The organism is Pirellulimonas nuda, assembly GCF_007750855.1.
Lineage (GTDB): Bacteria > Planctomycetota > Planctomycetia > Pirellulales > Lacipirellulaceae > Pirellulimonas > Pirellulimonas nuda.
On the sequence record NZ_CP036291.1, the window covers coordinates 3,097,128 to 3,120,877 of the forward strand.

A 23,750-nucleotide genomic window follows, 5' to 3' on the forward strand; every position below is an offset into this window, starting at 1 on the left:
GCCGGGGGGTTGTCACCGAAGAGCGGCCGCCGGCCGACACCTTTTCTGCAGCGACGAGCCAGCCCGATGCCTAAGAAGATTCCGCCCCAAGCGCCGACCAAGTCGGGGAAGCAAGCGAAAAAGCCACCGGGTCCGGGCGTGAAGTCGCCGCCGCTATTCTCGGCCCCGCCGAGGCGCGGCGGGCAAGAAACCCGCCACCGCTGGACGTTCCTCACCAACCACTCGCACGTCCTGATCCTGCTCAACGCAGAACCCGACCTCGTCCTGCGGGAGATCGCCGCCAGGGTCGGGATTACCGAGCGGGCGATCCAGCAGATCCTTGCCGACCTGCAGGAAGAGGGGTTTATCGAACGCGAGAAAATCGGTCGTCGCAACCACTACCGGGTGAAGACGGATCACTACTTGCGTCACCCCATTGAGGCCCACTGCAAGGTCGCCGACCTGCTTTCTCTCATCGTCGACCACCCCGACGCCAAGAAGAACGCTTGGCTATGATCTTAAGAGCGGTCAGGGTGCGGGCGTTTGCGGGCAGTTGGCGAAGTATGGGAACTGGCAACAGCTCACCTGTCAGACCCGGAGTGGCTTGAGGCCGCTACCAGGGACGGTCGGTCCGCGCCGTGGGTCCGACAGGCTATTGGTGCATTGGGGCTCGACGACCGCTGGATTGCGCGGTGTGCATGAAACCCTTCTTGAACGCTAAGCCGCCACCTACGGTCTGCTCCGAGTATCGCGACCGCTGTGAGTTTCGGGAACTTCCCATGGGAGAGCGGTTACATCATCCGAGGCGGTTTGGAGGCTCAGCCAAAGTCGCAGCGGTGGACAGCACTTCGTCCAGATTCGGCTCCGACCAAGTTGCCGGAGATGGGCCGGACTCGGCGGCTGGGTGCCTCGATCTATCCGCACAGGTCTTAGCCGAGTCGGGACACCGCTGCGAGTTGGCCGTGCCGTCCATCCGCCCCGGATGAAGCGCCCTCGGTCCGTTGGCCAGTCGGCAGCCCGAAATAGGTGAGCTGCACCTGCGCGAGTTTGAGGATGGCCTCAGGCCGGGAGTCTGGGCCACCGTCGGCGACCTTACGATCCGCTCGATATGCAGCGGTGTGGGGACCTCAGAAGCGTCGCGGCGATCCATTGGCGCTCGACCCTGCGCCTAACGACCAGCGTAACCGGGCGGCGACGTTACCGGCTGACTTTATTCTCCGTCTAATTCGCCGCTCCGGATCACGCAAATGTTCGGCACTCTAAGGTTCAAAGTCTGGATGTGACACTTGGCATGTCACAACACTTTGCACTCTCATTTGATCGCCCCCTGTCCTGACAAACCAAAGTTCATCTCCGTTTTGGACGAGCGTGCAATCCGATAACGGGCTATTCTCCTTTGTCGCGAATTCCTCCGATGGTTGCATTAGGATGCTGAAAGCAGCACCGTCAATTACCTGCACTTCCATCTTCGTCGAGAAGCTTTCAAAGTGACAGACGCAATCCATTGCTAGCATTGCGGGTTGGTGGTAGTCCATAAAATCGACCGGTGGCAATCGACGGATCGACAATATCTCCATTGACGCGAATCTTCCATGCCGGCGGACCAATGTGTCGTTGGACGCCACCTTTGATTCCAACTGCTTAACCGTCTCTGACGCGATTCGCCTATCATCAGCAGAAACGTTTCGCGGCTGGATTGAGCGGGAGTTACAACCAGATGTAGAGAGAATTCCCGCGAAAGCGACACTGACGGCTAGGATGGCTTGTGTTCGCGTCGCAGATTGCCAGTAAGTTTTCATGGTGCTCTCGAAATCAATGTTTTCGCCTGCCGAACGATTCTGCTCATTGACGGCCGCCGGAGACGGGCGCTGGCAGCGAATCCTGCATCCGATGAACCGGCGTCCCCGAATTCGAACCGGAGGACGGCGGTTCGTGTGCAGCGATTTGTTTGGCAATTCGGTGGCCATCGCACTCGGTCGCGTGGAAGTCCTCATCCGCCTACCATCTGCCGGAGTCATTCAAGCAGACCCTCGCCATAAGCTCTGTCAATCGCGGCATCAGATCTGTCGGAAAGTCGAAGGAACTCCTACCCCCAACCGCTACTGACGCTGACCTCTTGAATCGGTCCACCCGGATTGCCGCCGGTCGAGCTATAAGACGCAGGGTCGCCATCTTCTCCACCGGAGTCGGTGAACATCCAGCTCTCGGAGTCACTCTCACAGCGGCTCTCGGCAGCCCGCGCTAGCAGCGGCCCGACGCGTAAACGTTTCATTGCAAGGACTCCTCCTGATTGAGTTGGTTGACGCAAGGATCGCACGACGCCGTGCCGGGAGCGGGCCCGCCGGCTGCGCTGCGGCGCGCGTCACTCGCCCGCTTTACGCCGCTGGACTTCGAACACCGCTTGCAGTCCGTACTCGGTGAACGTCAGCGTGGCCGAGACGTCTCCCAGCTGCGAGAGGGCCGTCGCCGCGGCGCTGGTATCCGGGGCCGTGGCGGCCTGCCTGGGGCGACTCGCGTCGCCGTGCAGGCTGCAGCGGACCGATGGTTGCTGACCCGCCGGTTGGTGGAGCGAGTACTCCCCGCCGCACGGGCACGCGTAGCTGGTTCCAAACGCCTGGCGGGCCGCCTCGGACGGCCCTCCCGCCGCTTCGAGCGGGATGCTGGCAGCCGAGTTGAGCGGTCCCAGGTTCTCGAGACACGCCTCGCGCGCAGACTCTCCCCAAGCGAGACGCATCTCGTTGAGCCCCTGCGACCAGTGCTGGGGCTGGATCCGCAGCTGCACGTGTCCGGGGGGGCCCTCGCGGGCGGCCAGACCGCCAGCCGCCCTGCTCTGCACGAGCCCATCAATGACGTCGGGTTGTGATGCGATCACCAGGTGGTCGTCGACCCGCGCATAGAACGCACGCAGCCGGAACCCCAGCAGCTCCCAGGCGATGCAACGGACTATCGGATCGGAGCCGGACAGGCGGTAAAAATCGAAGGAGACCGGCCGGGCAGGTTCGCTGCGGGCCGCGGTCGCAAGCAGCCCGTCGAGTTCTATCAGGAACGCATCGACGAACTTCGGGTCGTCGAGCGACCACGCGACGTAGACCGGCGCGCTGAGCGAGTTCACGACCGGCACGAGCATCAAGAGTTCGGACCGCAGCCAGCCCGATCGGTCCGCCAGCAGTCGGCCCGCGAACCGCAGGGAGTTGAAGCTGAATGCGGGCCGGGCGTCGCAGACATGGAAGCTGACATGCCGGCCCAGCCCTTGGCGGGCGAGTTTGACGATGTCGAGCCGCGCGCTGTCATTGTCCGACACTCCGAGGGAGCGGAGCCAGTCCCGCACCGTGCTCTCTCGCAGGGCGGGCCGAGGACGTGGACGCGGACGCACGGCGCGGCTGCGCCGAATTCCTTCCCCACCGTTGTAGGTGGCGTAGGCCAGGAACTCTTCTGCCGGGATATCCGGAGGCAGGACCAGAACGGCGCCGTCGGCAAACACCACGGCGAGTCCCTCTTCCCCGATCGCCCCAACCGACGCCAACGGGTCCGCAGGATCCAGCGGCAGGTCGGCGGGCTTCGTCCAGGGCACTGCCCGCGCCCTCCCGGCGTCGACGGCCAGCAGCGTGTTGGAGAGCCCGTCGGTGATCTGCCTGAGTTGCAGGCCCCGCGGCTTAGCGTTCAAGAGACCCTTGCCGCTCAAGCCGAGGATGCTCGTGTCGCTGCCCCGATCGCCGTAGACGGCGGGCATCTGGTTGAGAAGCTCCTGGTTGTGCGGGCTGTCCCACGGCTCGTCGAGCCGGAACCGGTCGTACAGCGCCTGCTCCTCGAGGTAGGGCAGGATGTGCACGCGCCAGCTCAGCCCGGCGCCCTGGGGGGCCCGCGGCGGGAGCCGGCGATTGGCGGACTCGAAATTAAGCACCGCGAGTCCTATCTGCCTTAGGTTGGCGAGCGTGTCGCTGCCTCCGGGCCGGGCGTCCGCCACAAACAGGCCGTCCTTCTTCAGCGTCGCCCCGACGCTCAGCACAACCCGTTCCGACACGGGCGCTCGGGTAATGGAGGCCGGCGGACCCCCCAGGACCTGCGCAGCGGCGGAGTAGATGCTGTTGTCCAACAGCGGCAGCACGACCGTTTCGACGCGTGAGGCGTCGGGGGCGTGGCGGATCCGGATCGCGATCGGGTCGAAGAAGGTCCGCCAGTACTGGTTGTACTCGGCAAGGAACGCATCGTAGAGCTGCTTCTCGGCGTGCGTAACGCGCTGCGCGGCGGTCTCGATCCCGGGCGCCATGCAGTGGGCGCAGCCGTGGTGGGTGCAGCGGGTCGTCTGCCCCCCGTCTTGCAGCGCGTATTGGCCCCCGTCGGGGCAGCGGATCGAGCCGTTGATGAACCCGTCGGGGAGGCATCCGCTGCGGACCAGCTGCGCGACGCTCGTCGGGCGGACGCCGTGCTCGGTGAGGTAGAGCAGCGTGGCGTAGTGGACCATCTGCAGGTGGGCGTAGCACTGCCGGCGACGCATCTCGGTGATCTTCGAAGCGGGCCCCATCAGCCGTCGGATGAAGGGGTCCGAGAGGTAGACCAGCACGTCTTCCTCCTCGGCGCCGTACGCGTACACCGTCCGCACATAGCGGAACTCGGCGCTAGCGCCGAGCGACGCGCGGCCCGCGGGGGCCCCGCCCTGGTCGGCGCCGACCATCGTGTCGATCAACTGCTGCATCGCGAGCAAGGAGTTGCTGCGGAGGTGTACGTCGTCCCGCGGGTAGGCGGTGAAGGCGTGGACGCTGCGGTCGGAGGTGGTCACGTGGGTGTAGGCGACCCCGGCGTACTGGCCGTGTGAGACCCGGGCGCTCGGGTGGCTCCGACGCGCGGCGGCGAGCCCCTGGTCCAGCAGCCGCCGTGCGTCGCTCCCGGGCTCGAATCGGACCAATAGAGTTACGTCGCTCCCTTCGTGCAGGTAGAGGTCGCTGCCGACGACCGCGACCTCGTCCGCAGCGTCGCTCAATTGTTGCAGCGATTGAGGGTCGAACTCGCAGCCGAGCTGAACGAGCACCCGGCGGAGGAGCGCCGCTTGGCCCCCCTGGTCGAACGTTTGCTGCATCAGCTCCGACGACCACGCCTGGTAGTCGCCGGCGATCGAGAGCAGCTTGGTCAGCGACCGGGCGTGCACGAAGTAAAAGTCGTTGGGGACGCAGCGGGCCAGCTCCGAGACACGGGGCGATCGCCCCGCGAGCATCTCCTCGAACGGGTGGCCCTTGATGGTCGGTCCCTGCAGCGTGGCGACGTCGATGTTCGCCGCTGTCGGCATTGCGGTGCGGGGCGGCGCCCCTTGAGCGATCGCGCGCCAGTCGACCGGTTGACCGTCGTTTGGTTGGAGCAGCCTGCCGAGCCTCTCGTCCCCCAGCGTCCTAGGGAAGCTGCGCGGCGAGCCGTCGACCATCGCCGCGTCGACCCAGTCCGAGTCGCCGAAAACGGTCTTCACCACCAGCGTACCGAGGTCGACCGCAATGTCCTGCGGCTTCGTCCACGGGACGGCCTTGGCGGCCTCGACCTTCAGCAGCAAGATCGTGTTGGAAGTTCCGTCGACGATCCGCCGGAGGTTGGCCCCCTGCGGCCCGGCGAAGACGGTCCCTTCCCCGGTCGGTACCTGGAACGTGGTGGTGGCGCCGTCCCCTGCTGCGTCGCTCGACGCCCGGTAGGCGTCGGGCATCTGTGCGAGGAGCGGCTTGTTGTGCGGGCTGTCCCACGGTTCGTCGAGCCGGAACCGGTCGTAGAGGGCCGTCTCGCCCAAGAAGGGGAGCAGGTGGACCCGCCAGCTCAAGAGCGCCGCGCCGCGGTCGTCGTGCGAGGCCGCCGCCGGCAGGCGGCGATGCGTCGACTCGTAGTTGAGCATCGCCAGGGTCAGCTGCTGCAACTGCTGTCGGTCGTGGGGGCTCCCGTTGAAGGTCGGGCCGGCTTGCCCGCGACGCCGGGGGTCGGGCGCTCCGCTGGCTAGGTCGCCGGTCATCGTGTCGAGCTGCAGGCTCTCCTGGACCGCGAGGGCACCGGAGGTGAAGTTCAACAGGTCGACCGCTTCTCGGCGCCCCCGCCCGCCAAGCCCGAACGCATCGCGCCGCTGCAGCAGTGTCGTGACCCGTCCGAACTCATCCGGGCCGGCGCGACCCGCTAGCTGCAGTGCGACAAACTGCGCGTACGGGTCGTCGGGGTAGAGCCGCAGGCGCCGCTCGGCGGACTCCAGCGAGACCGGTTGGGACGCCGGCGGCGCCTGGGCCGACAGCGGCGTAGCAGTCGCAAGCAGCAGGCAGGCGCCCAACAGCAGGATTGCGGAGCGCAGGGCGGGCTCGGTCTGAGAGAGGGCGTGAGGCGAGACTCGGCGAAGCATGATTGGTTCCTCTTCGGGGGATCGATTGTCGAGGTCGCGTCCGGTCGGTCTCGCCCCCCGGGCGAGACCGCACAACGGGCGTCGAGCGCCCCTACCCAACAAGGCGTGAAGAGGGGGCTCAGTATAACGGCAATACCGGCCGATTCCCCAGAAACTCCGGAATGTCTGCCGCGGCGACCGGGGGGGCCTACAAGAACTGGTTGAGCACCCGCAGCCGGCGTACCTGGAAGCCGACCACCAGGGCGGTGACGACCAACAACGCGGCGAAGATGATCGCGTGGTGCAGCGGCTGGGCAAGCTCGGGACTCAGCCACAAGAGCGCCGCGTAGCCCGCCAGGCAGGCGCAGGCCGCGGCCGCCACGAGCCGCTCGCGCACCCACAGCCCCGACGCGGCGATCAGCGCCGGGTAGGCCGCGAGCAGCGTTTCTCGGGGGGGCTCCGACAGACAGATGAGCGTCGTAATGAACAGGGCGTCGAGCACCACCCAGGCGGTCAGCGCCGCGTTCTTGCGGTCCTCCTGCTGCTGCGCCCACTGCAACGCAAATGCGATTAGGAACCAGACGCCCAGCAGGGCCTCGATGACCACAAAGTTGGTGTTGCCGGCGCCGGTGAGGTTCCGCGTCGCAACGACCAGGGCGACCGCGAGCAGGATGGCGCCGTGGGCGAGCAGGGCCGGGCGCCGCCGTACGTTCCTGCGGAGCGACTGCGACAGCCCATCCATGCGGGTTTCGATCGGCTCGCCCCGCACGAAACGTTCAAGGTCGCCGGCGAGCTCCGCGGCCGACGCGTAGCGGTCCTCGGGTCGTTTCTCGAGGCACCGCATGCAGATCTGCTGGAGCTCGGGGTCGACGTCGCGGCGGAGCCTGCGGGGCGGGACCGGTTCCCCCTCCAGGACCCGCAGGATGGTCTCCACGAAGTTCTCCCCGACAAACGGCGGGCGCCCGACGAGCATCTCGTACAGGATCGCGCCGACGCTGTACACGTCCGACAGCGGCGAGACGACCCGGATCATCCCGCTGGCCTGCTCGGGCGACATGTAGCTGGCGGTGCCCAGCACGTCCCCTGTGCGTGTGCAGCCGGAGTCGGCTTCGAACAGCTTGGCCAGGCCGAAGTCAGTCAGGCAGGGGCGGTCCGCGTCGTCGAACATGATGTTTGACGGCTTCAGGTCGCGATGGATCACCCCCCGCTGGTGGAGGTGGTCGACCGCCCTAGCGACCTCCAGGGCGATCTGAGCCGCGTCTTCTCGGATGCGGCCGTCACACTTGAGGCGCTGGGCCAGGCTCCCGCCGGGCATGTACTCCATCGCGATGTAGTGCATCCCCGCGGCGAACCCGACGTCGTGGATCGCGACCACGTTGGGGTGCCGGAGGCACGCCGCCGCCTGGGCCTCTTGATGGAAGCGGCGGACCTGATCCTCGGTCGCCATCCCGCCGCCGAGGATGATCTTCACCGCGACCTCGCGCTGCAAATCGGGCTGTTCGGCCCGGAACACCGCGCCCATGCCGCCGCGGCCGACCTGCTCCAGCAGGCGGTACTTTCCGAAGGGCAGCGGGCCGTCCGTCAACCGCAGCGCGGAAGGCGACAGGGTGGTCTGGGTGTCGTAGGTCCGCGTGGGCGAGTCGACATCCGGCAGGACCGGCGCCGAGAGGCGTTCCAGCCTTCCCAGGCGGAGCAGGCACTGCAACGCGGCGTTGTGGTGAGTGTGGTCCGCCAGCAGCCGACGGCAGGCCTGCTCGTCGCCGGCGTCGATCGCCTGCTGAAAACGATCCAAGAGCTCGAAGTTCTCCTGCTCCTGGGGAGAGCGTTCTTGCTCGTCGCGACCGTCGCTGGAACTAGGGGGCACCGGACACCCCCTTCTCCGCGAGCCGCAGACGCAGCTGGTCGACGGCCCGGGCCCACAGCACCTGGACCGCGGGGCGGGAGCGGTCCATCCGCTGGGCCACCTCGGCGAACGGCAGACGCAGCAGGCTCCTGCAGATGAGGACCTGCTGGTGGTCGTCAGAGAGCTCGGTGATCGCGTCGGCGAGCAGCAGCTCTTCTTCCCCGCGCGCCGCGATCTCCGAGGGGGTCTCGTCGTCGAGAAGCGGCCGGTCGGCAGGCACCCAATCGTCAGGGGCTCGGTTCCCGCGGCCTTGGGACGCCGGCCGGACCTCGCGGCTCACACTCCGGCAGTCGGCCAAGCGGTAGAACCGTGTTGCGTCCACGGCGTTGCGGCTCACGATCTGCCGCAGCCACCCGAGGAACTCCGCCGTGGTTTCGCCTCGGAAGCCCCGCAGGCCCTGCCACGCGTCCAGCAGCGAATGCTGGGCGACGTCCGACGCGTCGAGCTTGGCGAGCAAGTCGCGAGGCAGGTGCTGACGGGCGACCACTCGCGCAAAGCCCCGGCACCGCTCGAGCAGCCGCGCCTGGGCCGCGGCGTCCCCGTCCCGCGCGGCCGCGATCACGCTGGTCAGTTGGCCGGTCGTGGCGGGCTGGTTCACAGACACGCGGCGTCTCCTTCCGCTACCATGGGACGGCCCCTGCGTCGCAGGCGCACGGTCTAGTCTAGCCGAATCGATCGCTCCAAGGGGGGAGGCGCCCCGCCACCGGCGAAGTGCGCCGGGGGGCGAGCAAAGTCCCCCCGCTTCAGTTGCCGAGCACAAAAATTGGCTGAAGTTGGAGAACCCAGGGCGAGTTTTAGTCGCGGCAAGGTCGCGGAGGTGTTCGGCCAGAACCCACACCGTCTGCAGTTCGCGGCGATCTCTAGCCGCGCAGGCTGATTCAACTTTGGTCAGCTGGCCCGTCGGGCTCCAAAGGAGGTGGGCTGCCACCGCAGCGGGTTTGGTTGGCGCGGATTTCGCTGGGGTTGGTCCACCCGCTGAAGCTTGAGCACGGCGCTCGAAGTCCTGCTAGGGACTTGAGTTAACATGCGATCGCCCTGCTCGGACGGCTGCGACCACTTGACTCCGTCCTCACCAGTAAATCGCTGTCAGCTCACTACCAGTAGCTAATCGGCGTCTGTTTTGCTCTGCCCCGCGAGACCCAGCCGGCTCAGCATCGGCCCCATAGTCAGCCCACCGACGAGGATCGAGAAGGCGACGACGACGTAGGTCATGGTCAGGAGGAGTTCGCCGACGTTGTCGTACTGCGATTGCCTGGCGTGGATCTCTTCCTTGAGCGATAGCGCGAGTGCAACACTGATCCCGCCGCGCAGGCCGCCCCAGGTCATGACCTTGATCGCGTGCGGCGTGAATTCTCGGCCGGTCGCTTCCTTCAAGGCGGTCACTACCGTGCCAACGGACAGGAATCTCGCCAGCAGCACAGCGGGGATCGCCAGAGCCCCGGCCAGCAGATACTGCTCCTTGAACGACAGCACCAAGACCTCCAGTCCGATTAGCACAAACAGCACCGCGTTCAGCAGTTCGTCCACCAACTCCCAGAACGTGTCCAGGTGCTCGCGCGTTTTGTCGGACATCGCCAGCGTTCGGCCATGGTTACCCAGGATCAGCCCCGCGACCACCATCGCCAGCGGCCCGGACAGGTGAAGCTTCATCGCCAGCGCATACCCGCCCGTCACTACCGCCAGCGAAAGCAATATCTCGGTCGCGTAGTGATCAATTGATCGCAATAGGAAGAACGCGAGCAGTCCCAGTACAAAGCCCAATGTAATCCCGCCGCCGACTTCGAGGGCGAAGAGCTTGGCGACGTTAATCGCTTGCGTCTCTGTATTCCTGATGCCTTCTTGAACATCGTGCGGATGTTTGCGTTCGAGTTGTGCCGCATCGATTGGTTCGTCAAGTAGGACGGTTAGTGGATTGCCATTGGCATCGGGGTGTATGCCGAAATCTTCTTCGATCTGCTCAACGACGCCATTGAATTCAGCCTTCTTCTTTGGGTCTTCATGCGACTCCCCATGCCCACCCAACCCCGCGATGCCCAAGAGCGCAATAAACACCACCACGCCCACGCCATCGTTAAACAGCGACTCACCCGCGATCTTGGTCTCCAGCGACTTGGGTGCGCCAAGGCTCTTGACGATCCCCAAGACCGCGATCGGGTCGGTAGGCGCAACGATCGAGCCAAAAATCAGGCAGTAGATGAAGCGGACCTCGATGCCGAGCCAGCCCGTGATGACGTAGGTGAGCCCGCCGACAATGAACGTCGTGGCGAGGACGCCGACGGTTGCGAGCAGGACGATGACCGCGGTTTGTTGCTTGAGGTCGTTGAGGTTGACATGCAACGCCCCGGCAAAGAGCAGGTAGCCGAGCATGCCCTGCATCAGCGTCTGGTCGAAGTCGATCGAGCCGATGAGCGTCTCGGTTGAGGTGAGCACGCCCGCCCCCGGTACGATCCAATCAATCAGCAGCAGCGCGACCGCGTGCAGCATGGCCAGCAGCATCAAGCCCACCGTCGTCGGCAGCTTGAGCAGTTTGTGGTTGATGAACGCGAAGGCCGCTGCGAGGGCCACGAGGATGCCGGCGATATCGAAGAAGCTCATGCCCTGCTTTATACGGTACTTCGCCCGAGGAAGAAAATGTGGAGCACTTTCTGACCGTCTGCCAATACGTCGAACGCCGATACCGCATCTGCCAAACTTGGTCAAGCGAGCGACCCGTTGTTTCAGTCGGAGCTGGATGCAGTCCGGCGCTGCGCCCAACGTGGGTGTCCGTTGAAGGGTGAAGGCTGGGTTGAATCGTTCCCGCGCCGCTTGAATCTGCAGTCCACCATGCGTCCTCGAGGAAGGCCACGGCTCCAAGTGCAGGGCGATTGCACGTTAACTCATGCCCCGCAGAGCACTTCGAGTCGGTACTGATCGCTCCATGCCGCGGTGAGGCGTTTGTTCTTTACGCCGAGCTTTCGGGAGGTGTTGTTCTTGAGGAGGCTCAGCGCCGTTCTGCGCAGCAGGCTGAGGTTGGCGTCGGCGTGTCCCTTGCGGACGCGGCATTGGTCTTCGCCGAACGTCACGTCGAGCTGCCAGTGGAGTGAGTTCTCGATCCCCCAGTGGCCGCGCACCGCCTCGGCGAACCTCTTGCCGCTCACGTAGCGGCTGGTGATGTAGTAGCGTGTGTCGAATGTCTGTGCGCCGTCGCCATGGGTGGTGATGCGGACCGCCATGCCGATCGCCTTGAGCCCACGCCACTTCTCACGCTCGGGAAACCCCTCCGGCAGCTTCGTCAGGTAGTAGTAACGGTCTTCCTCGCGGCCGTGCCCCTTCTCGTGCGACTCGTGCCGTCGGCACGCCACGTTCCGGCAGTCGTCTTCCAGTTGCGCGGTGAAGAACGCATCGATCGCTTCGCACAAGTTCGGCTGGTTCCCCTTGGTCGCCAGCACGTAGTCGCCGCCCCCTTCGACGATCCGCTCGGCGATCTCCCGTTGACACCCCATCGCGTCGATGGTCACCAAACACCCCTTGATTTCCAGCATCTCAAGCAGCCTTGGGATGGCTGTGATCTCGTTGCTCTTGGCGTCGGTGACGACCTGCCCCAGGGCGATATGATTGGCGGTCGCCCAGGCGCTCACCATGTGGATCGCCGCCTTGCTGCTCGCTGCGTCGGAGCTGCTCCGCAGCGTCTTACCATCGATCGCGATCACCTGGCCGTCGGTGACCTCATGCAGCGCGGTGACCCAGCTCAAGAAGCACTTCTCGAACTCGGCCGGGTTGAGGGCCGCGAAGACCGCGTTGAAGCGGTCGTGCGAAGGCACGCCCGCCGACAGGTCCAAGAACTTCGCCAGCCACCCTCTCTTCTCCCTCGACCACGCGGCGATCGACACGAAGTCGTCCGCCCCGCTTAGGACCGCGCACAACGCCATCACCACAACGTTCACCAACGGGTAGATCGGCTCACGCCGACGCGGATCGGTTAGCCCCTCGAAATGCCTCGCGATCCCTGCCTCGGAAACCTCGGCCACAACAATCCCTCCGGCAAGAACGCAAACATGACGCAAGCGGCGCTCCCAACGAAATCATGTTCGACTCGCCGTAAGTCTCGCAGACTACCCAGCGTGGCGCAATCGCCCTGGGATGAGGGTCAATTGCTCCACAACGGCATGCGGATTCCGCTAGGGGCGTGTCCCCAAGAAAAGCTAGAGCTCAGATGGATTTCGAATGATTGCGGCAAGAGGCCTGCGCCGCGTCGATTCGTGCGACGCGGCGCAGACGAGAAGTTTCGTGTGGTCGGCCAGAAGCGGAAGGCAGACTTAGCGTTCGTCCGTGCCGTAATGCACCGCAAACCACGACCGGATGTAGTCCCAGTGCCGGTACGCGACCTTGCGAGAGAGCCCCATCGACCGCCCCGCCTCGGCGACTGAGAGGCCCGCAAAGACAAGGATCTTGAGCATCTCGGCGGCCTGCTCATCGGTCTCGGCCAGCCGATCGATCGCTTCGTGCAGATCGATCAGCGTGGCCGGGTCGGCCGTCAGGCCGGCTAGGTCGCCGAGTCCGCTAGCGCGTTTCATCGAGCCGCCACGCTTGAGGGCCAGCCGCTGTCGGGCGTGGTCAACAAGGATTCGGCGCATCGCCTCGGCCGCCGCTGAGAAGAATTGGGCGCGGCTATCCCATCTGCGCTCGGCATCAAAGCCGACCAGACGCAGGTAAACCTCATGAACCAACGCCGTTGAAGATAGCGTGTGGTCGGCGCGTTCGTGGCTCAGTTTTGCCGCTGCGAGACGTCGTAACTCCTCGTACACGGCTGGGTAGAGCTCGGTCCTGGCATTGCTATCGCCTTGGTCGATCTGCTGCAGGATCTGAGTGACATCCGTCATCGGAGGCGGCGCGTCTCCCGGAGTGGCTTTGCGTTGGAGGAACGATCGTTCTAGGGATTCGTAGGAGCGGGTCTAATCTTGGGATTTGTCAAAGAGATCCGTGCAGGGCGGCATGCTGTCGAAGTTCGACCGCGAGGGCCCGCTCGAACGGCGCCCAGTTCGAACTCTGCGAGGAGGCCTACGAAGGTGTGTCCGCCCCCGGCCGACAGCGGAGCGATGGCGTCTGCGCGAGCCCTCCGAAATAGCGACGATCGAGCCACACCCGACAAGGGAACCACAACACATGGCACGCTCCAATTTGACGGGGCGGGGGCTGCGGTACGGGCGCCAACCAGGCGGCGTTTCCGCGGGGAGTATGTCGTAACGCCACGCCAACAGCAAGCTTTCCACTGGCGTCGGCGAGGGAATTGCTCACTTGAGTTCGATGCGGGCGGCTCACGGACTCTCGAACGATCGTCCTGTTCGGAGCGGGCGATTTCGTCGTCGAGCCGTGGTGTCGTGAACCGAGCTCCGTGAACAGCACGCGAGAAGGACTGACCACCCTGAGTTGTGAGCCTCGGCCAACCGAGGTGACATCGACGGGCCCTGATTGCGATAGTTGCCGCGTGCGCGGGGTTGTCCGGGCTTGACTGCTTCGCAGCAGCGCCCGTCCATTTGCTGTCCTAGTAATCGAGACGACCGGTTACAATCCGATCTCGATCACAGACCAATGCGCATGGGGCCGCCAAGATGACATTCCAGCCGCTGCTGAGTTGTTCCTTGTTCGCGTGCGTGCTGCTCACACCCCCAGCGGTCGCAGGAGGCGCCACGCCGAGGTGCGAGGAATCTAGCAATGATGACTCCAACAGACTCGACCAAGCGTTAGAACTCGCCCGCATAGCCACGGGATACGGGGCGGGGAACGTTCCCGAAGCCAAGGCGAGACTCGCGCAGCTTGCCTACGGCGATAAGCGCCTTCTTGAGGGACTGGCGCCGCTGGTGCAACGGGAGGACCCAATGGCGATCGTCGTCCTTGATCACGTGGGCCTCGCCGGCGTCCCATTGGCGCGGGAGTTCATCGGCGCCACGCGCCCCTTCGTCAAGTGCGCGACTCAATACAACGCCCGAAGCGTGCTGCCCAACATTCGAGCAGCGCTCGCCGCGGACGGACCGCATCGAGCGCTGCTGGCCGAGCTAGCGCAAGACTCGAACATCGCCGTTCGAGAATGGGCCTTTGGGGTGATCGTCGAGTCAAACACGCAGCAAGAGCCACTGTTTTCCCAAGCGCTCAAGCCGTGGACCGATTTTTCCGACGAGACAATTTCGGGCCGCCACTTCCGCATCGTCGCTTATCTCGCGGAGGCCAAAGTCGGTTCCAAAGCACTGCCCGCTGCGTCTCTGGCGGTGCGCTGCCTTGAGGGATCGATCAATAAGAAATGCGCCGCGACGGACCTGCTCGAGGACATCGGCGAACAGGCGCTTCCCGCCGTCAAAGCGGCGTTCGCGTCGGCCTCCGCCTCTCAACGAAGACGGGCGGCAATCTTCGTCGGGAACTGTCCGGAGTTCGCCGCGTCGCTCAAGCCCGAGGTCGAGCATTGCCTGGAAGACCCAGACACCGACGTCCAAATTGCGGCCGCCTTTGCCTGGTGGAACCTTACGCACGACACTTCCCGCATCGAGTCGGTGCTGATCGCCGGTCTTCACAGCGCAAGTGGCATCACCGCGTTGAGCGTCGTCGAAACGATCGGGGGGGAAAAGGCGTTCCTGATTCCGACCTGGCGCGAGCTCCTCCCACGCTACGCCGCAAAGGGCCGAATCCTGTGGCAGCTGACGCAAGCGGGACCGCGACGCATCGAGGCCGTTCCCGAGATCCGCAGCCTTCTCCACGGTGCCGACCCAGCCGCGGCCGCCAGTGCTTGCTGGGCGCTAGAGGCGTTCGGTCTGGATGACCCCGCTGAATCCGTGGAGGTGTTGTCCGGATGGTTGCCCAAGACTCGCGGAATGGATCGCTATGCCGTGCTCGGAGCCTTGCCGCGCTACGGAAGCCTTGCCAAACCAATGCTCCCGCTGCTCGCAGAGGAGCTCAACTCCGGTATGTCACAAAAGGCGGCAGACGTCCTCGCGGCGATCGGCGAGGACTCTCTGCCAGTGCTCGAAGAGGCCCTGAAAAGCGATCGCTCAGGCGTCCGTCAGGCTGCCCAGAGCGCGATCGACTCGATCCATGCGAAGAAACACGAAGTGGACTTGCATGACCACGCAGGTTGAGGGCGACCGCGGTCGGCTGCTTAGGCCTGTCCGTTCCGCTCGTCAATCACTGCCCATCCCCCCAAATGGACCTGGTCCCCGCAAGCGAGCGAATAAACCTCGACCGCGCCGCTGTGAGCGGACGGTGAAGTACATCTTGCGGCCGCCAGTAAGCTGGAGGAGTTCATTTTCTCGAGCTCCAGAGGCATGCGATGGCGAAGCAGCAGCGTTCGGCGGAGAAAGAGTCGTTCTGGCGGTTGGCGCTTGAGGAGTTCGGGTCGAGCGGGCTTTCGGTGCGTGCGTTCTGTGAGCGTGAGGGGATCTCAACCGCGTCGTTCTATGCGTGGCGGCGATCGCTCCAGCAGCTGGACTCCGAGCCGGCGCGGGTGGAGCTGATCCCAGTCGACGTGGTCGAGCCACCCGGCGGGTTGTCCGCCGACCGTCTGGAGCTGACGACGCCGGGCGGTTTCACGCTCCGCTTCCCGGCCGACATCGGGCCGCGACAGCTGGGCGCCGTGCTTGGCGTGATCGAGGGAGGAGCGCCATGCTGAGCGTTGCGGCCGGCACGCGGGTCTTCGTCGCCAATGGCCCGACCGACATGCGAAAAGGGTTCGACGGCCTGCAGGGCTTGGTGACCGGGGTGTTGGAGCAAGACCCCCTCTCGGGATCCCTCTTCCTGTTCGTCAACCGACGGCGCGACAAGCTGAAGATCTTGTACTGGGACGGCGACGGCTTGGCGCTGTGGTACAGACGTCTGGAAGCGGGCACGTTTCAGCTGCCGCAGATGGCCGCCGACCAGCGGTCGGCCGAGATCCGCAGCGAAGAGCTGACCATGCTGCTGCGGGGTATCGACCTGAAGAGCGCCCGCCGCAAGCGGTTCTCGCTGGCGAGTTGAAAGATGCGATTGCGTTCGCGCGGCGCGTGGGTATAACGTCGGCATGAACGTTGCCCAACTGCAACAAGAGAACCAGCGTCTGAAAGAGCGGCTCGCGCAGCTCGAGGCGACCGCAGAGCAGTTCACCGACCAGCTCGCACAGAAGCAGCGGCTGGTCGCGTCGCTCGAGCACCAGATCAAGCTGCTGCTGGAGCGGATCCGCGGATCGCGGCAAGAGCGGATCGACCCCGACCAGCTGCTGCTGTTCTCGCTGGACGAGCTCCGCGAGATAGCCGCTCAGCTCGAGCAGCCCCCCGGCGACCTGATCGAAGAGGGGCCCCCAGGGCGTCGCCGCAAGTCCCCCGGCCGCGTCGGCAAGTTGCCCGACCACCTCCAGCGCGAGGTCGTGCGTCACGAGCTCCCTGAGGCCGAGCGGGCCTGCCCCGGCTGCGGCGCCCAGCGTGAAGAGATCGGCGTCGAGAGCAGCGAGCAGCTCGAGCTGGTCCCGGCCCGCCTGAAGGTCGTCCAGCACGACCGGGTGAAGTACGCCTGCCGTGGCTGCCAGGAGCACGTGGCGATCGCCGATAAGCCGCCGCAGCCGATCGAAAAAGGCCTCCCCGGCCCCGGGCTGTGCGCCCACACGGTGCTGAGCAAGTTCGGGGATCACGTGCCCCTCTACCGGCAAGAAGACATCCACGCGCGGCTCGGCAAGACGATCCGCCGCAGCACGCTGTGCGGCTGGCAGGCGGCGCTAGCGCAGCTGGCGCTGCCGCTGGTGATGCGGATGAAGCACTTGGTCCTCCAGTCGCAAGTGATCCACACCGACGACACCTCGATCAAGATGCTCGAGCCGGGCCGTGGGGTGACGCGGACCTGCAAGTTCTGGCCCTACCTGGGGGACTGGCTTCACCCCTACGCGGTATACGACTTCACCACGAGCCGAGAACGCGACGGACCCAGGAAGTTCCTGCAAGGATTCCAGGGCTACCTTCAAGCAGACGCCTACTCGGGCTACGACTGCATCTACGCGGGGCAGCAAGTGCAAGAAGTGGCCTGTTGGGTCCACGCGCGGCGGTACTGGCATCAGGCGCAGGACAACGACCCGGTCCGCGCCAACACGGCGCTGTCGTTCATCGCTCGGCTGTCGCAGGTCGAGAAGCAGCTGCGGGGGGCGTGCCCCGAGAAGAACCCGCAAGGGGAGCGTGACTTCGACGCAGTGGCCGCAGGGCGGCGGGCGCACGCCACGCCGATCCTCGACCAGTTCAAGGCGTGGCTCGATCGCGAGAGCGAGGACCAACGGGTCTTGCCCAAGAGCCCGATTCGCGCAGCGTTTACCTACACCCAGAACCAATGGGAGGCGCTCTGCCGCTACACCGAGCAGGGCTACCTGGCGTATGACAACAACACTGCCGAGAGGCTGGTTAAGCTTCCGGCAATCGGCAGGAAGAACTTTTTGTTCGTCGGAAGCGAAAATGGCGGCCGGGGCGCGGCGGCGATGTACTCGCTGGTGAGCAGCGCCAAGGCGAACGGGGTGGAGCCGTTCGCGTGGCTGCGAGAGCTGTTCACGCAGCTGCCCTACCGGAGGGAAAGCGAGGCGTTCGCGCAGACGCGGCGAGGCCAGCCCGTGACCAGCGACGGGCTCGACGACCTGCTCCCCGACCACTGGCTGGCGGCGAACCCGAAACACGTCTGGAAGATCGACGAGGTCCGCCGCAAAGAACGCAAACGCTATGAATGACCTCTGCCACAAGCTCCAGCTGCTGCCCGAAGAACGCGCCCTGATCCTGAAGCACGGCTACCCGTTCGAGCGTCTGGAGAACGCACTAAAGCGGTGGTCGAAGAGCCAGGCAATCAAGCGGATCTCGGTGAGCGAATGGGAGCTCTCGATGCTGATTGGCGAGCTGTCGCGCACCTTCAATCACGGCGAAGCCGGCGCGGACGAAGACGACCTCATCGCGCTGTGCGACCGGCTAGAGTACACCCAGCAAACTGGCGACGGCGACCTCGAGATGCTCGGCTGGTAGCGGTGGCGCTCGTGGCGTTTCGGGCTGTGGGTTTCACCGTCCGCTCACCGCGCCGCTCACGGATCGGATGCAGCCGCGGAATTTGGCGGAGGTCATCGGCCCGATGAAGCGTATGGCTCACTGCAAGTCGCAGCGGATGCACCAGAGGAGACGGCGAAGGATCGCGCAGAACGGACAGAGTCATCGTCGCCAAGGATCGACCGTTGTGGCTACCCAGACGGGCAAACTTGCTGGTATTGGTCCAACCGCCTTCCGTTCAGCGCTGACCGGATATGCAGTATCCCTTTCATGCTGTCAACGTGCGGGAATCGCGCTAGCTGGTAAGTCCCCGGCGTTATCGGAGGCTTAATTTTGCGAGGCGTTTGGTTCCTCGTCGATCCTAATCAGGGAGCACCAGGGAAATCACGCTAGCTTGAAAAGGGATGCCGGATCTGCAGGCGTACGCCGTACGCCTTATTATGTGCCTGAGGATTCCACACGACTGTTGCGCTGTTCTATAAGAAGGGAGCGACGGCTGCTCTTGGAATAGAGGCTGTTGCCGCCAACGGGTCGACTGACCGCAAAGGGATGGGATTATGTTGCGCATTCTGATCGGCGTGTGTTTGCTGCTATCGACAACCAAGCCGAGCGCTGCGGCCGACAATGACTCGCGTCTGCTCAGCACCGATTGGCTGACGCCATCACTTGAGATCAACTCTCTGTGGACGAATGTGTGCCGTGTAGAACTGACGATCAATGACGAAGAAGTTGACGGTCCCTGCGGAACGATGATTCTGTACACGGGTACGCCCAGCTTCAACCTTTTTGGGGCCTTGTTGACTAACCCCATGCGAACAACGGCATGCCAAGGGTGACGAAAACATTGAGCAGTTTGCAGCGGAGTGCGACCTCGGTCGCCTGATTAGCGAGCGTCCGGTTCTTCAGGCGGTCGCCGAAGTTCGTCTTGAGTCGAAACATGGCGGTTTCACCCAGGCTGCGTCGGTGGTAGCCGATCGATTCTTTCCACGCTTTCTTGCCGTCGCGGCGGATCTGCCGAAGGCACTCGTCGCGCTCCAGCGGCTCGGCCGACGCGTTGCCGTGCTGCTTGATCTTGGCGTTCTTGCGCGGCGGGATCACTTGGTGGATCGACTCCCCTTGGAGGTAGTTACGCACTTTCCACTGGTCGTAGGCGCCGTCGCCGTAAAACGTCTGGACTTCGGCTTCGACTTGCTCCAGCAGCGGCTCGACCGCATCGCCGTCGTGGGTGTCGGCGCCCGTCACGACCTGGGCGACGATGGTGTGGGTGGCCGGATCGACGGCCAGGTGAACCTTCCGCCAAGTGCGACGCTTGCCCACCCCGTGCTTCTTCACCTTCCACTCCCCCTCGCCGTAGACCTTGAGGCCCGTGCTGTCGACCACCACCTCGATCGGTCCCGTGGTCGCACGCAGGTCGATCAAGACCCCCAGCTTGGCCGCTCGCTTCTGCAGCGAGGTGTAGTCGGGGATCGCCACCTCGGCCTGCATCAGCTTCGCGAGAGCCCGGCCGAAGCCTTCGGTCTGCCGGTACGGCAGGCGGAATAGCTCACGGATCATCAGCAGCGTTTCGACCGCCACGTCGCTGTAGAGGAACGGCCGGCCGACCTTCTTCCGGTCGTTCTCGTGCTCCCAGGCGTCGATCACCGCGTCATCAAACCAGAAGGTGATGTCGCCCCGCCTTACCAACGACTCGTTGTAGTCCCGCCAGTTCGTTACCTTGTAGGCGAGCTTCCTCGGCTTGCTAGCAGGCTGCGTCATCGTTCGCTCCGTCGGTCTGAATACAGAAGGGACTCCGTCCGGAACCGATCTACGCAGCGTTTCTAGCGTTTGTTCGACAAGGCCCCTTTTTGGCGATGCCGACAAGAGCACCCTGCGGCAAAAGCAGATCCGCATCTCACTCGCAAACATGGTCGACGCTACCGCAGCGGTGGGCAGCAGTCAGGAGGACACGGCGAGTCGAACGCTGTATCAGATCGCCTCCGATGAACTGCCGGTGGACTCGCTGCAACTCGTCGTTTCCGCAAGAGAACTAGGCGAAAGCCGATTGCTTGTCACCGATCCGGAACGGAAGACGTTCGCCCATATAGTGCCGCTCCAGAATGCGTCGCATCCCAATCAAGCAAGGCGATATGCCGCGAGCGACCCCAGTAATCTAAGCCTTGCCTCGGAACGAATCGGGATCTTCGGTAAGTTCGCCGAAATGAAGTTTAATCAGAATCCGAACCATTTCGGGTTCAACCATTTCGGCGACGTCACCTTCACGACCGCGCTTGCTGGATACCCTCTCAGCATCAAGCTGCATGACTTGCACGAGCGTGACCCGCTGGGAAGCGGCCGTCGGTTGTTCCGCTGCGAATTTGCTCCTCGGCCTGAGCTGTTCAGAACAATTGAGGAAGCCGATGGGCATCGAGAGCCTGCCGTGGAATGGGTCTTGGTGCTGCACCCTCTCGAGGGGGGTTGGCATCGACTCTTGGACCAAAGGTCGGGCAAAGTCCGCCGAGCTATCCCAATGCACTCGGCGAGACTTCGGGCGTGGCTCGGCCTAAGAGAAAAGCTCGCCGATGCCGATCCCATCGAGCGGGACGTTTTTCAGCGGGTCTCCAGCGACATTCCCTACTTCAGCCGTTTCAAGGTAAAGGATGGGCACATCGTCGGTGTAGAGTTGTATCTAACGGCAACAAACAAGCACGTGATACGACATCTCGTCGATTTGCCTAGGCTCGAGTCGCTGACCCTGCAGGGCGAATCTCCATCGGGAAAGCTCTTAGCACTACAGCGCTAGGTCACGTCCATCTGCAGCGTATCAGGCCTTTGAGAATGATGCCGTTTCTCCGCAGTTTTTTCAGGGTTCGCTTCCGGTGGGAGGCCCGCGCGGCGGCGTTGCGTTGTTGCCAGTGCTGGATGACGTTGGCGGTGTGCTCGATGAGCGTCGGCGAGGCCCGGCCGTTACGCTGCCAACTCGGCAGCAGCGCGCCGACGGCGGCGTGGACTTGGCAGACCGTGACCTCCGGATTTTTTCCCCCGCAGCCGTTCACGACAGCGGGCCAGGAACAAGTAGCTGACGCACGACAGGATCAAGTGGCGTTTGAGACCGAGGTAACAGCGGCCCTCCCACTGATCGAGTCCGATCTCCTGCTTCTGGTCGCGGAAGCACCGTTCGACGCGCCACCGCGAGAACGCAACCAGCAACAACGTCTCGATGGTCGTGTCGGACAGGGCGTTGCTGATGAAATACTTCACCTCATCGTGGTTCAATGCGTTGCGGGCGACGAGCAGGTGGAGTTCGATCCCCGGCAACCCGTCGTCGTTCTTCATGACGATGCGGGCGTGCTTCGCCTCCCACACGAGCGGCCCCTTCTCGCCGTCCTTCACGTAGTACCGGGTCCACGCTTGATCGCGCAGCTCGGGCCAGTTCTCGGCGAGGTCTTGCACGCTCTGCGGGGCGCTCGCTGCGGCGACCAACCGCGGGACCTTGCGGGGCCGGCCGCGACCGCCGCGGCGAAAGGGTCGCTCCGTCACGCGCGGCCGGTCGGTCCAACACGAGAACGTCGTCGGGACCTCGGCGACGAAGCGTTGCTTTCGACCGTCCAAGCCCTGCAAAAACAGCGGCTTTCCGCCGTAGCCTTCGTCGAACGTCAGCCAGTCGAACATCACGCCGTGGGCCGCGGCCCGATCGCAAAGCTCCAGGGCGATCTTCCACTTGGAGCGGTAGACCATGTCCTCGGGAATGCCGGCGGCCCGACACCGCTGGCGGTCCTCCGACCAACTCTCCGGCAAGAACAACTCGCCGTCGACCAGCGCGTGGAAGTCGCCGGTCGCGTAGCCCAAGTGGACCGTGACGATGCCGTTCTCCTGCTTGCCGACGCAGCCGCAGTACTGCCGCTGCACGCCGGGCGTCTTGTCCCCCTTCTTGACGTCGCTCGTTTCGTCGATCAGGCCGATCGAGTGCGGCCCCGCATGATCTCGGAGGACGATCTCTTGGAGTCGCCGGCGCACGGCGTCTTCGTCCCAGCGGTGCTGGGCCAGGAACTCTTGCAGCGTCCGCGGCGCCACTCCGGCGGCCAGCGCCATCGGCTCGCAACTCTTCGCGGGCAGTTCGGAGAGTTGGCCTTCGACGTAGGTTGGCAAGTGCGCACGAGTATCTCGACGCGAGAAACAGGCGTCGAATTCGTGCAAGTAACTCGTCAATTCCGGCTTCAAACGGCGGATCTCATCGGCGTCCATGCTAGCGGCCCTGCGCCAGGTCGCCCCCCTGCGACACCAACAACATGGCCGATCGCCCAAACGCAAACAAGATCAACGTAGCGCTGTAGTATTAGGGCAGCTCGACTCCCTAAACAACCTGCGTTTTTCAAACGGAAGCGTTTCGAAGGAAGTGCTGCAGGGCGTCGGCAAGCTGCGGCAGCTGGAGTCGCTTACGTTCTATACAACGAGAGTTGATTGCGAGGGATTGGAGCACCTAGCCGGTCTTCAAGGGCTGGCGAACTTTGGCTTCTGGAAGGGAGACCGGGGCGAGTACGCCGAGAATTATAGTGAAGCCTGTATCGCGGTCTTTGCAGAGCTGCCGAGTATAAGTTCTCTGAACCTGCACGCACTTCCTTTAAGCGCAGCGGCCATCGACACGTTGCCGGTTAACGACAAGATCAAACGGGTTAGCTTCGGCGAAGGCGTTCCCTTCCAGCCGATTCTCGAGTACGCACAGAAGATCCCGCATGCGAAGATTAGTGTGGGCACGGAAGGATGGAAGCTATCCGAGGGTGCGGTCGTTCTGCCGTACCATGTGAAGGACGACGATCTCCGCAATCTTCGCAGTGTACGTGGTCTCCTATCGCTACGGTTTGCAGGGACGACCGACCTGACCGATGCAGGGCTCGCGTATTTGGTGGGTACGAAGTTGAAGCAGCTAAGCCTGCTGAACGCTAACCAGGTGACTGACGCCGGAATCGAGCACGTGAGCAAGATCCGCACACTCGAGTCCCTAGACTTGAGGGATTGCAGTCAGGTGACCGACGCTTCGATTGAGCACTTGAGGCAGCTACCGAATCTGCGAACGGTGAAATCATTCGGAACGCGGATTGACCGCGATGCGTTCAAGGCGGCGCTGCCACAGTGTGAGATCGAGTAGTGATCCCCATCCGTCACGCAGCACGCATGCCCCAGCTACCAGAATTTCGTGGGCGGGTTGATCGCATAGGACGAATCGAGCTTGGTCACGGACGAAGCTCGACTGCGTTGCGCTGCTTGCGGAGCGGATGCGGCCGCGGACTTTGACGGAGGTCGTCGGCCAACCGAAGCTTATTGGCTCACTGTGAGTCGCTGCGGTTGCATCACCCCGAGGCGGCCTGGAGGCTCCGGCCAACCTGCCGAGGTGGACATCACTTCCCTCGGGCCCGGCTCGGGCCAAGGTGGCGGAAATGGACCAGCTTCGGCGGCTGGGAGCCTCGATCTATCTGCGGAGGTCTTGGCGGAGGGGAGACACCGCTGCGAGTTGGCGGTGCTGCCCAACCGCCGCGGAGGAATTCCCCTCGGTCAGTTGGCC

The 23,750-nt window shown here is 64.2% G+C and carries 17 protein-coding genes; 8 read left to right on the forward strand and 9 right to left on the reverse strand.

Annotated elements, in window-relative coordinates:
- Positions 1-66 precede the first annotated feature (66 nt).
- Positions 67-495: a helix-turn-helix transcriptional regulator gene (locus Pla175_RS12280; RefSeq protein WP_145284951.1), complete on the forward strand. Its 429-nt coding sequence runs from the start codon at positions 67-69 to the stop codon at positions 493-495.
- A 1,570-nt stretch (positions 496-2,065) separates the two neighbouring features.
- Here Pla175_RS12280 and Pla175_RS12285 read toward each other — a convergent pair.
- From Pla175_RS12285 to Pla175_RS12315, 7 genes are all read right to left on the reverse strand, one after another.
- Positions 2,066-2,251: a hypothetical protein gene (locus Pla175_RS12285; RefSeq protein ID WP_145284954.1), complete on the reverse strand. Its 186-nt coding sequence runs from the start codon at positions 2,249-2,251 to the stop codon at positions 2,066-2,068.
- Positions 2,252-2,341: 90 nt separating this feature from the next.
- The gene (locus Pla175_RS12290) at positions 2,342-6,334 is read right to left on the reverse strand and encodes a DUF1559 family PulG-like putative transporter (protein WP_145284957.1); all 3,993 of its coding nucleotides are present in this window, start codon (positions 6,332-6,334) and stop codon (positions 2,342-2,344) included.
- A 187-nt stretch (positions 6,335-6,521) separates the two neighbouring features.
- Positions 6,522-8,177 (reverse strand): serine/threonine-protein kinase, encoded by a 1,656-nt coding sequence (locus Pla175_RS12295; RefSeq protein WP_145284961.1) that lies wholly within the window; start codon positions 8,175-8,177, stop codon positions 6,522-6,524.
- A complete protein-coding gene (locus tag Pla175_RS12300; protein WP_197527467.1) occupies positions 8,167-8,820 on the reverse strand; it encodes a sigma-70 family RNA polymerase sigma factor in 654 nt (217 codons plus the stop codon). Before Pla175_RS12300 ends, Pla175_RS12295 begins: the two co-directional genes overlap by 11 nt.
- 500 nt (positions 8,821-9,320) lie before the next feature.
- Positions 9,321-10,811, reverse strand: coding sequence for a cation:proton antiporter (locus Pla175_RS12305; protein WP_145284967.1), 1,491 nt, complete (start codon positions 10,809-10,811; stop codon positions 9,321-9,323).
- A 281-nt stretch (positions 10,812-11,092) separates the two neighbouring features.
- On the reverse strand, positions 11,093-12,223 hold the full coding sequence (locus tag Pla175_RS12310; protein ID WP_145284971.1) for an ISAs1 family transposase: 1,131 nt from the start codon (positions 12,221-12,223) through the stop codon (positions 11,093-11,095).
- Positions 12,224-12,511: 288 nt separating this feature from the next.
- Entirely contained in the window at positions 12,512-13,075 is a 564-nt protein-coding gene (locus tag Pla175_RS12315) for an ECF-type sigma factor (RefSeq protein WP_145284974.1), read from the reverse strand.
- Between the two features lie 996 nt (positions 13,076-14,071).
- Here Pla175_RS12315 and Pla175_RS12320 point away from each other — a divergent pair.
- From Pla175_RS12320 to Pla175_RS12340, 5 genes are all read left to right on the forward strand, one after another.
- Positions 14,072-15,319 carry a hypothetical protein gene (locus tag Pla175_RS12320; RefSeq protein WP_145284978.1) on the forward strand — a complete coding sequence of 416 codons (1,248 nt, stop codon included), beginning with the start codon at positions 14,072-14,074 and terminating at the stop codon, positions 15,317-15,319.
- Between the two features lie 191 nt (positions 15,320-15,510).
- Complete coding sequence (gene tnpA / locus Pla175_RS12325) at positions 15,511-15,849, forward strand: IS66 family insertion sequence element accessory protein TnpA (RefSeq protein WP_145284983.1); 339 nt, start codon at positions 15,511-15,513, stop codon at positions 15,847-15,849.
- Positions 15,843-16,193 (forward strand): IS66 family insertion sequence element accessory protein TnpB, encoded by a 351-nt coding sequence (tnpB, locus tag Pla175_RS12330; protein WP_145284988.1) that lies wholly within the window; start codon positions 15,843-15,845, stop codon positions 16,191-16,193. The genes tnpA and tnpB overlap by 7 nt, the downstream gene beginning before the upstream one ends.
- Positions 16,194-16,236: 43 nt before the next feature.
- Complete coding sequence (gene tnpC / locus Pla175_RS12335; protein WP_145284991.1) at positions 16,237-17,910, forward strand: IS66 family transposase; 1,674 nt, start codon at positions 16,237-16,239, stop codon at positions 17,908-17,910.
- The gene (locus tag Pla175_RS12340; protein WP_145284994.1) at positions 17,903-18,196 is read left to right on the forward strand and encodes a hypothetical protein; all 294 of its coding nucleotides are present in this window, start codon (positions 17,903-17,905) and stop codon (positions 18,194-18,196) included. Before tnpC ends, Pla175_RS12340 begins: the two co-directional genes overlap by 8 nt.
- 819 nt (positions 18,197-19,015) lie before the next feature.
- Here the strand turns inward: Pla175_RS12340 and Pla175_RS12345 are convergent.
- The gene (locus Pla175_RS12345; RefSeq protein WP_145284896.1) at positions 19,016-19,969 is read right to left on the reverse strand and encodes an IS5 family transposase; all 954 of its coding nucleotides are present in this window, start codon (positions 19,967-19,969) and stop codon (positions 19,016-19,018) included.
- 148 nt (positions 19,970-20,117) lie between these two features.
- On the opposite strand from Pla175_RS12345, the gene Pla175_RS12350 reads away from it, so the two are divergent.
- Positions 20,118-20,993, forward strand: coding sequence for a hypothetical protein (locus Pla175_RS12350; RefSeq protein WP_145285002.1), 876 nt, complete (start codon positions 20,118-20,120; stop codon positions 20,991-20,993).
- Between the two features lie 164 nt (positions 20,994-21,157).
- Here Pla175_RS12350 and Pla175_RS12355 read toward each other — a convergent pair whose 3' ends face one another.
- On the reverse strand, positions 21,158-22,435 hold the full coding sequence (locus Pla175_RS12355) for an IS701 family transposase (protein WP_315851515.1): 1,278 nt from the start codon (positions 22,433-22,435) through the stop codon (positions 21,158-21,160).
- On the opposite strand from Pla175_RS12355, the gene Pla175_RS12360 reads away from it, so the two are divergent.
- On the forward strand, positions 22,434-23,336 hold the full coding sequence (locus Pla175_RS12360) for a leucine-rich repeat domain-containing protein (RefSeq protein WP_145285005.1): 903 nt from the start codon (positions 22,434-22,436) through the stop codon (positions 23,334-23,336). The genes Pla175_RS12355 and Pla175_RS12360 overlap by 2 nt on opposite strands.
- Positions 23,337-23,750: the final 414 nt, after the last annotated feature.

What these genes read in the sequence shown, in the direction of transcription:
- tnpC (WP_145284991.1), top strand. Translation starts at nt 16,237, where the DNA reads ATGAACGTTGCCCAACTGCAACAAGAGAACCAGCGTCTGAAAGAGCGG.
- Pla175_RS12280 (WP_145284951.1), top strand. Translation starts at nt 67, where the DNA reads ATGCCTAAGAAGATTCCGCCCCAAGCGCCGACCAAGTCGGGGAAGCAA.
- Pla175_RS12345 (WP_145284896.1), bottom strand. Translation starts at nt 19,969, where the DNA reads ATGACGCAGCCTGCTAGCAAGCCGAGGAAGCTCGCCTACAAGGTAACG.
- tnpA (WP_145284983.1), top strand. Translation starts at nt 15,511, where the DNA reads ATGGCGAAGCAGCAGCGTTCGGCGGAGAAAGAGTCGTTCTGGCGGTTG.
- Pla175_RS12350 (WP_145285002.1), top strand. Translation starts at nt 20,118, where the DNA reads ATGGTCGACGCTACCGCAGCGGTGGGCAGCAGTCAGGAGGACACGGCG.
- Pla175_RS12360 (WP_145285005.1), top strand. Translation starts at nt 22,434, where the DNA reads ATGCTAGCGGCCCTGCGCCAGGTCGCCCCCCTGCGACACCAACAACAT.
- Pla175_RS12315 (WP_145284974.1), bottom strand. Translation starts at nt 13,075, where the DNA reads ATGACGGATGTCACTCAGATCCTGCAGCAGATCGACCAAGGCGATAGC.
- Pla175_RS12355 (WP_315851515.1), bottom strand. Translation starts at nt 22,435, where the DNA reads ATGGACGCCGATGAGATCCGCCGTTTGAAGCCGGAATTGACGAGTTAC.
- Pla175_RS12320 (WP_145284978.1), top strand. Translation starts at nt 14,072, where the DNA reads ATGGCGATCGTCGTCCTTGATCACGTGGGCCTCGCCGGCGTCCCATTG.
- Pla175_RS12290 (WP_145284957.1), bottom strand. Translation starts at nt 6,334, where the DNA reads ATGCTTCGCCGAGTCTCGCCTCACGCCCTCTCTCAGACCGAGCCCGCC.
- Pla175_RS12285 (WP_145284954.1), bottom strand. Translation starts at nt 2,251, where the DNA reads ATGAAACGTTTACGCGTCGGGCCGCTGCTAGCGCGGGCTGCCGAGAGC.
- tnpB (WP_145284988.1), top strand. Translation starts at nt 15,843, where the DNA reads ATGCTGAGCGTTGCGGCCGGCACGCGGGTCTTCGTCGCCAATGGCCCG.
- Pla175_RS12340 (WP_145284994.1), top strand. Translation starts at nt 17,903, where the DNA reads ATGAATGACCTCTGCCACAAGCTCCAGCTGCTGCCCGAAGAACGCGCC.
- Pla175_RS12305 (WP_145284967.1), bottom strand. Translation starts at nt 10,811, where the DNA reads ATGAGCTTCTTCGATATCGCCGGCATCCTCGTGGCCCTCGCAGCGGCC.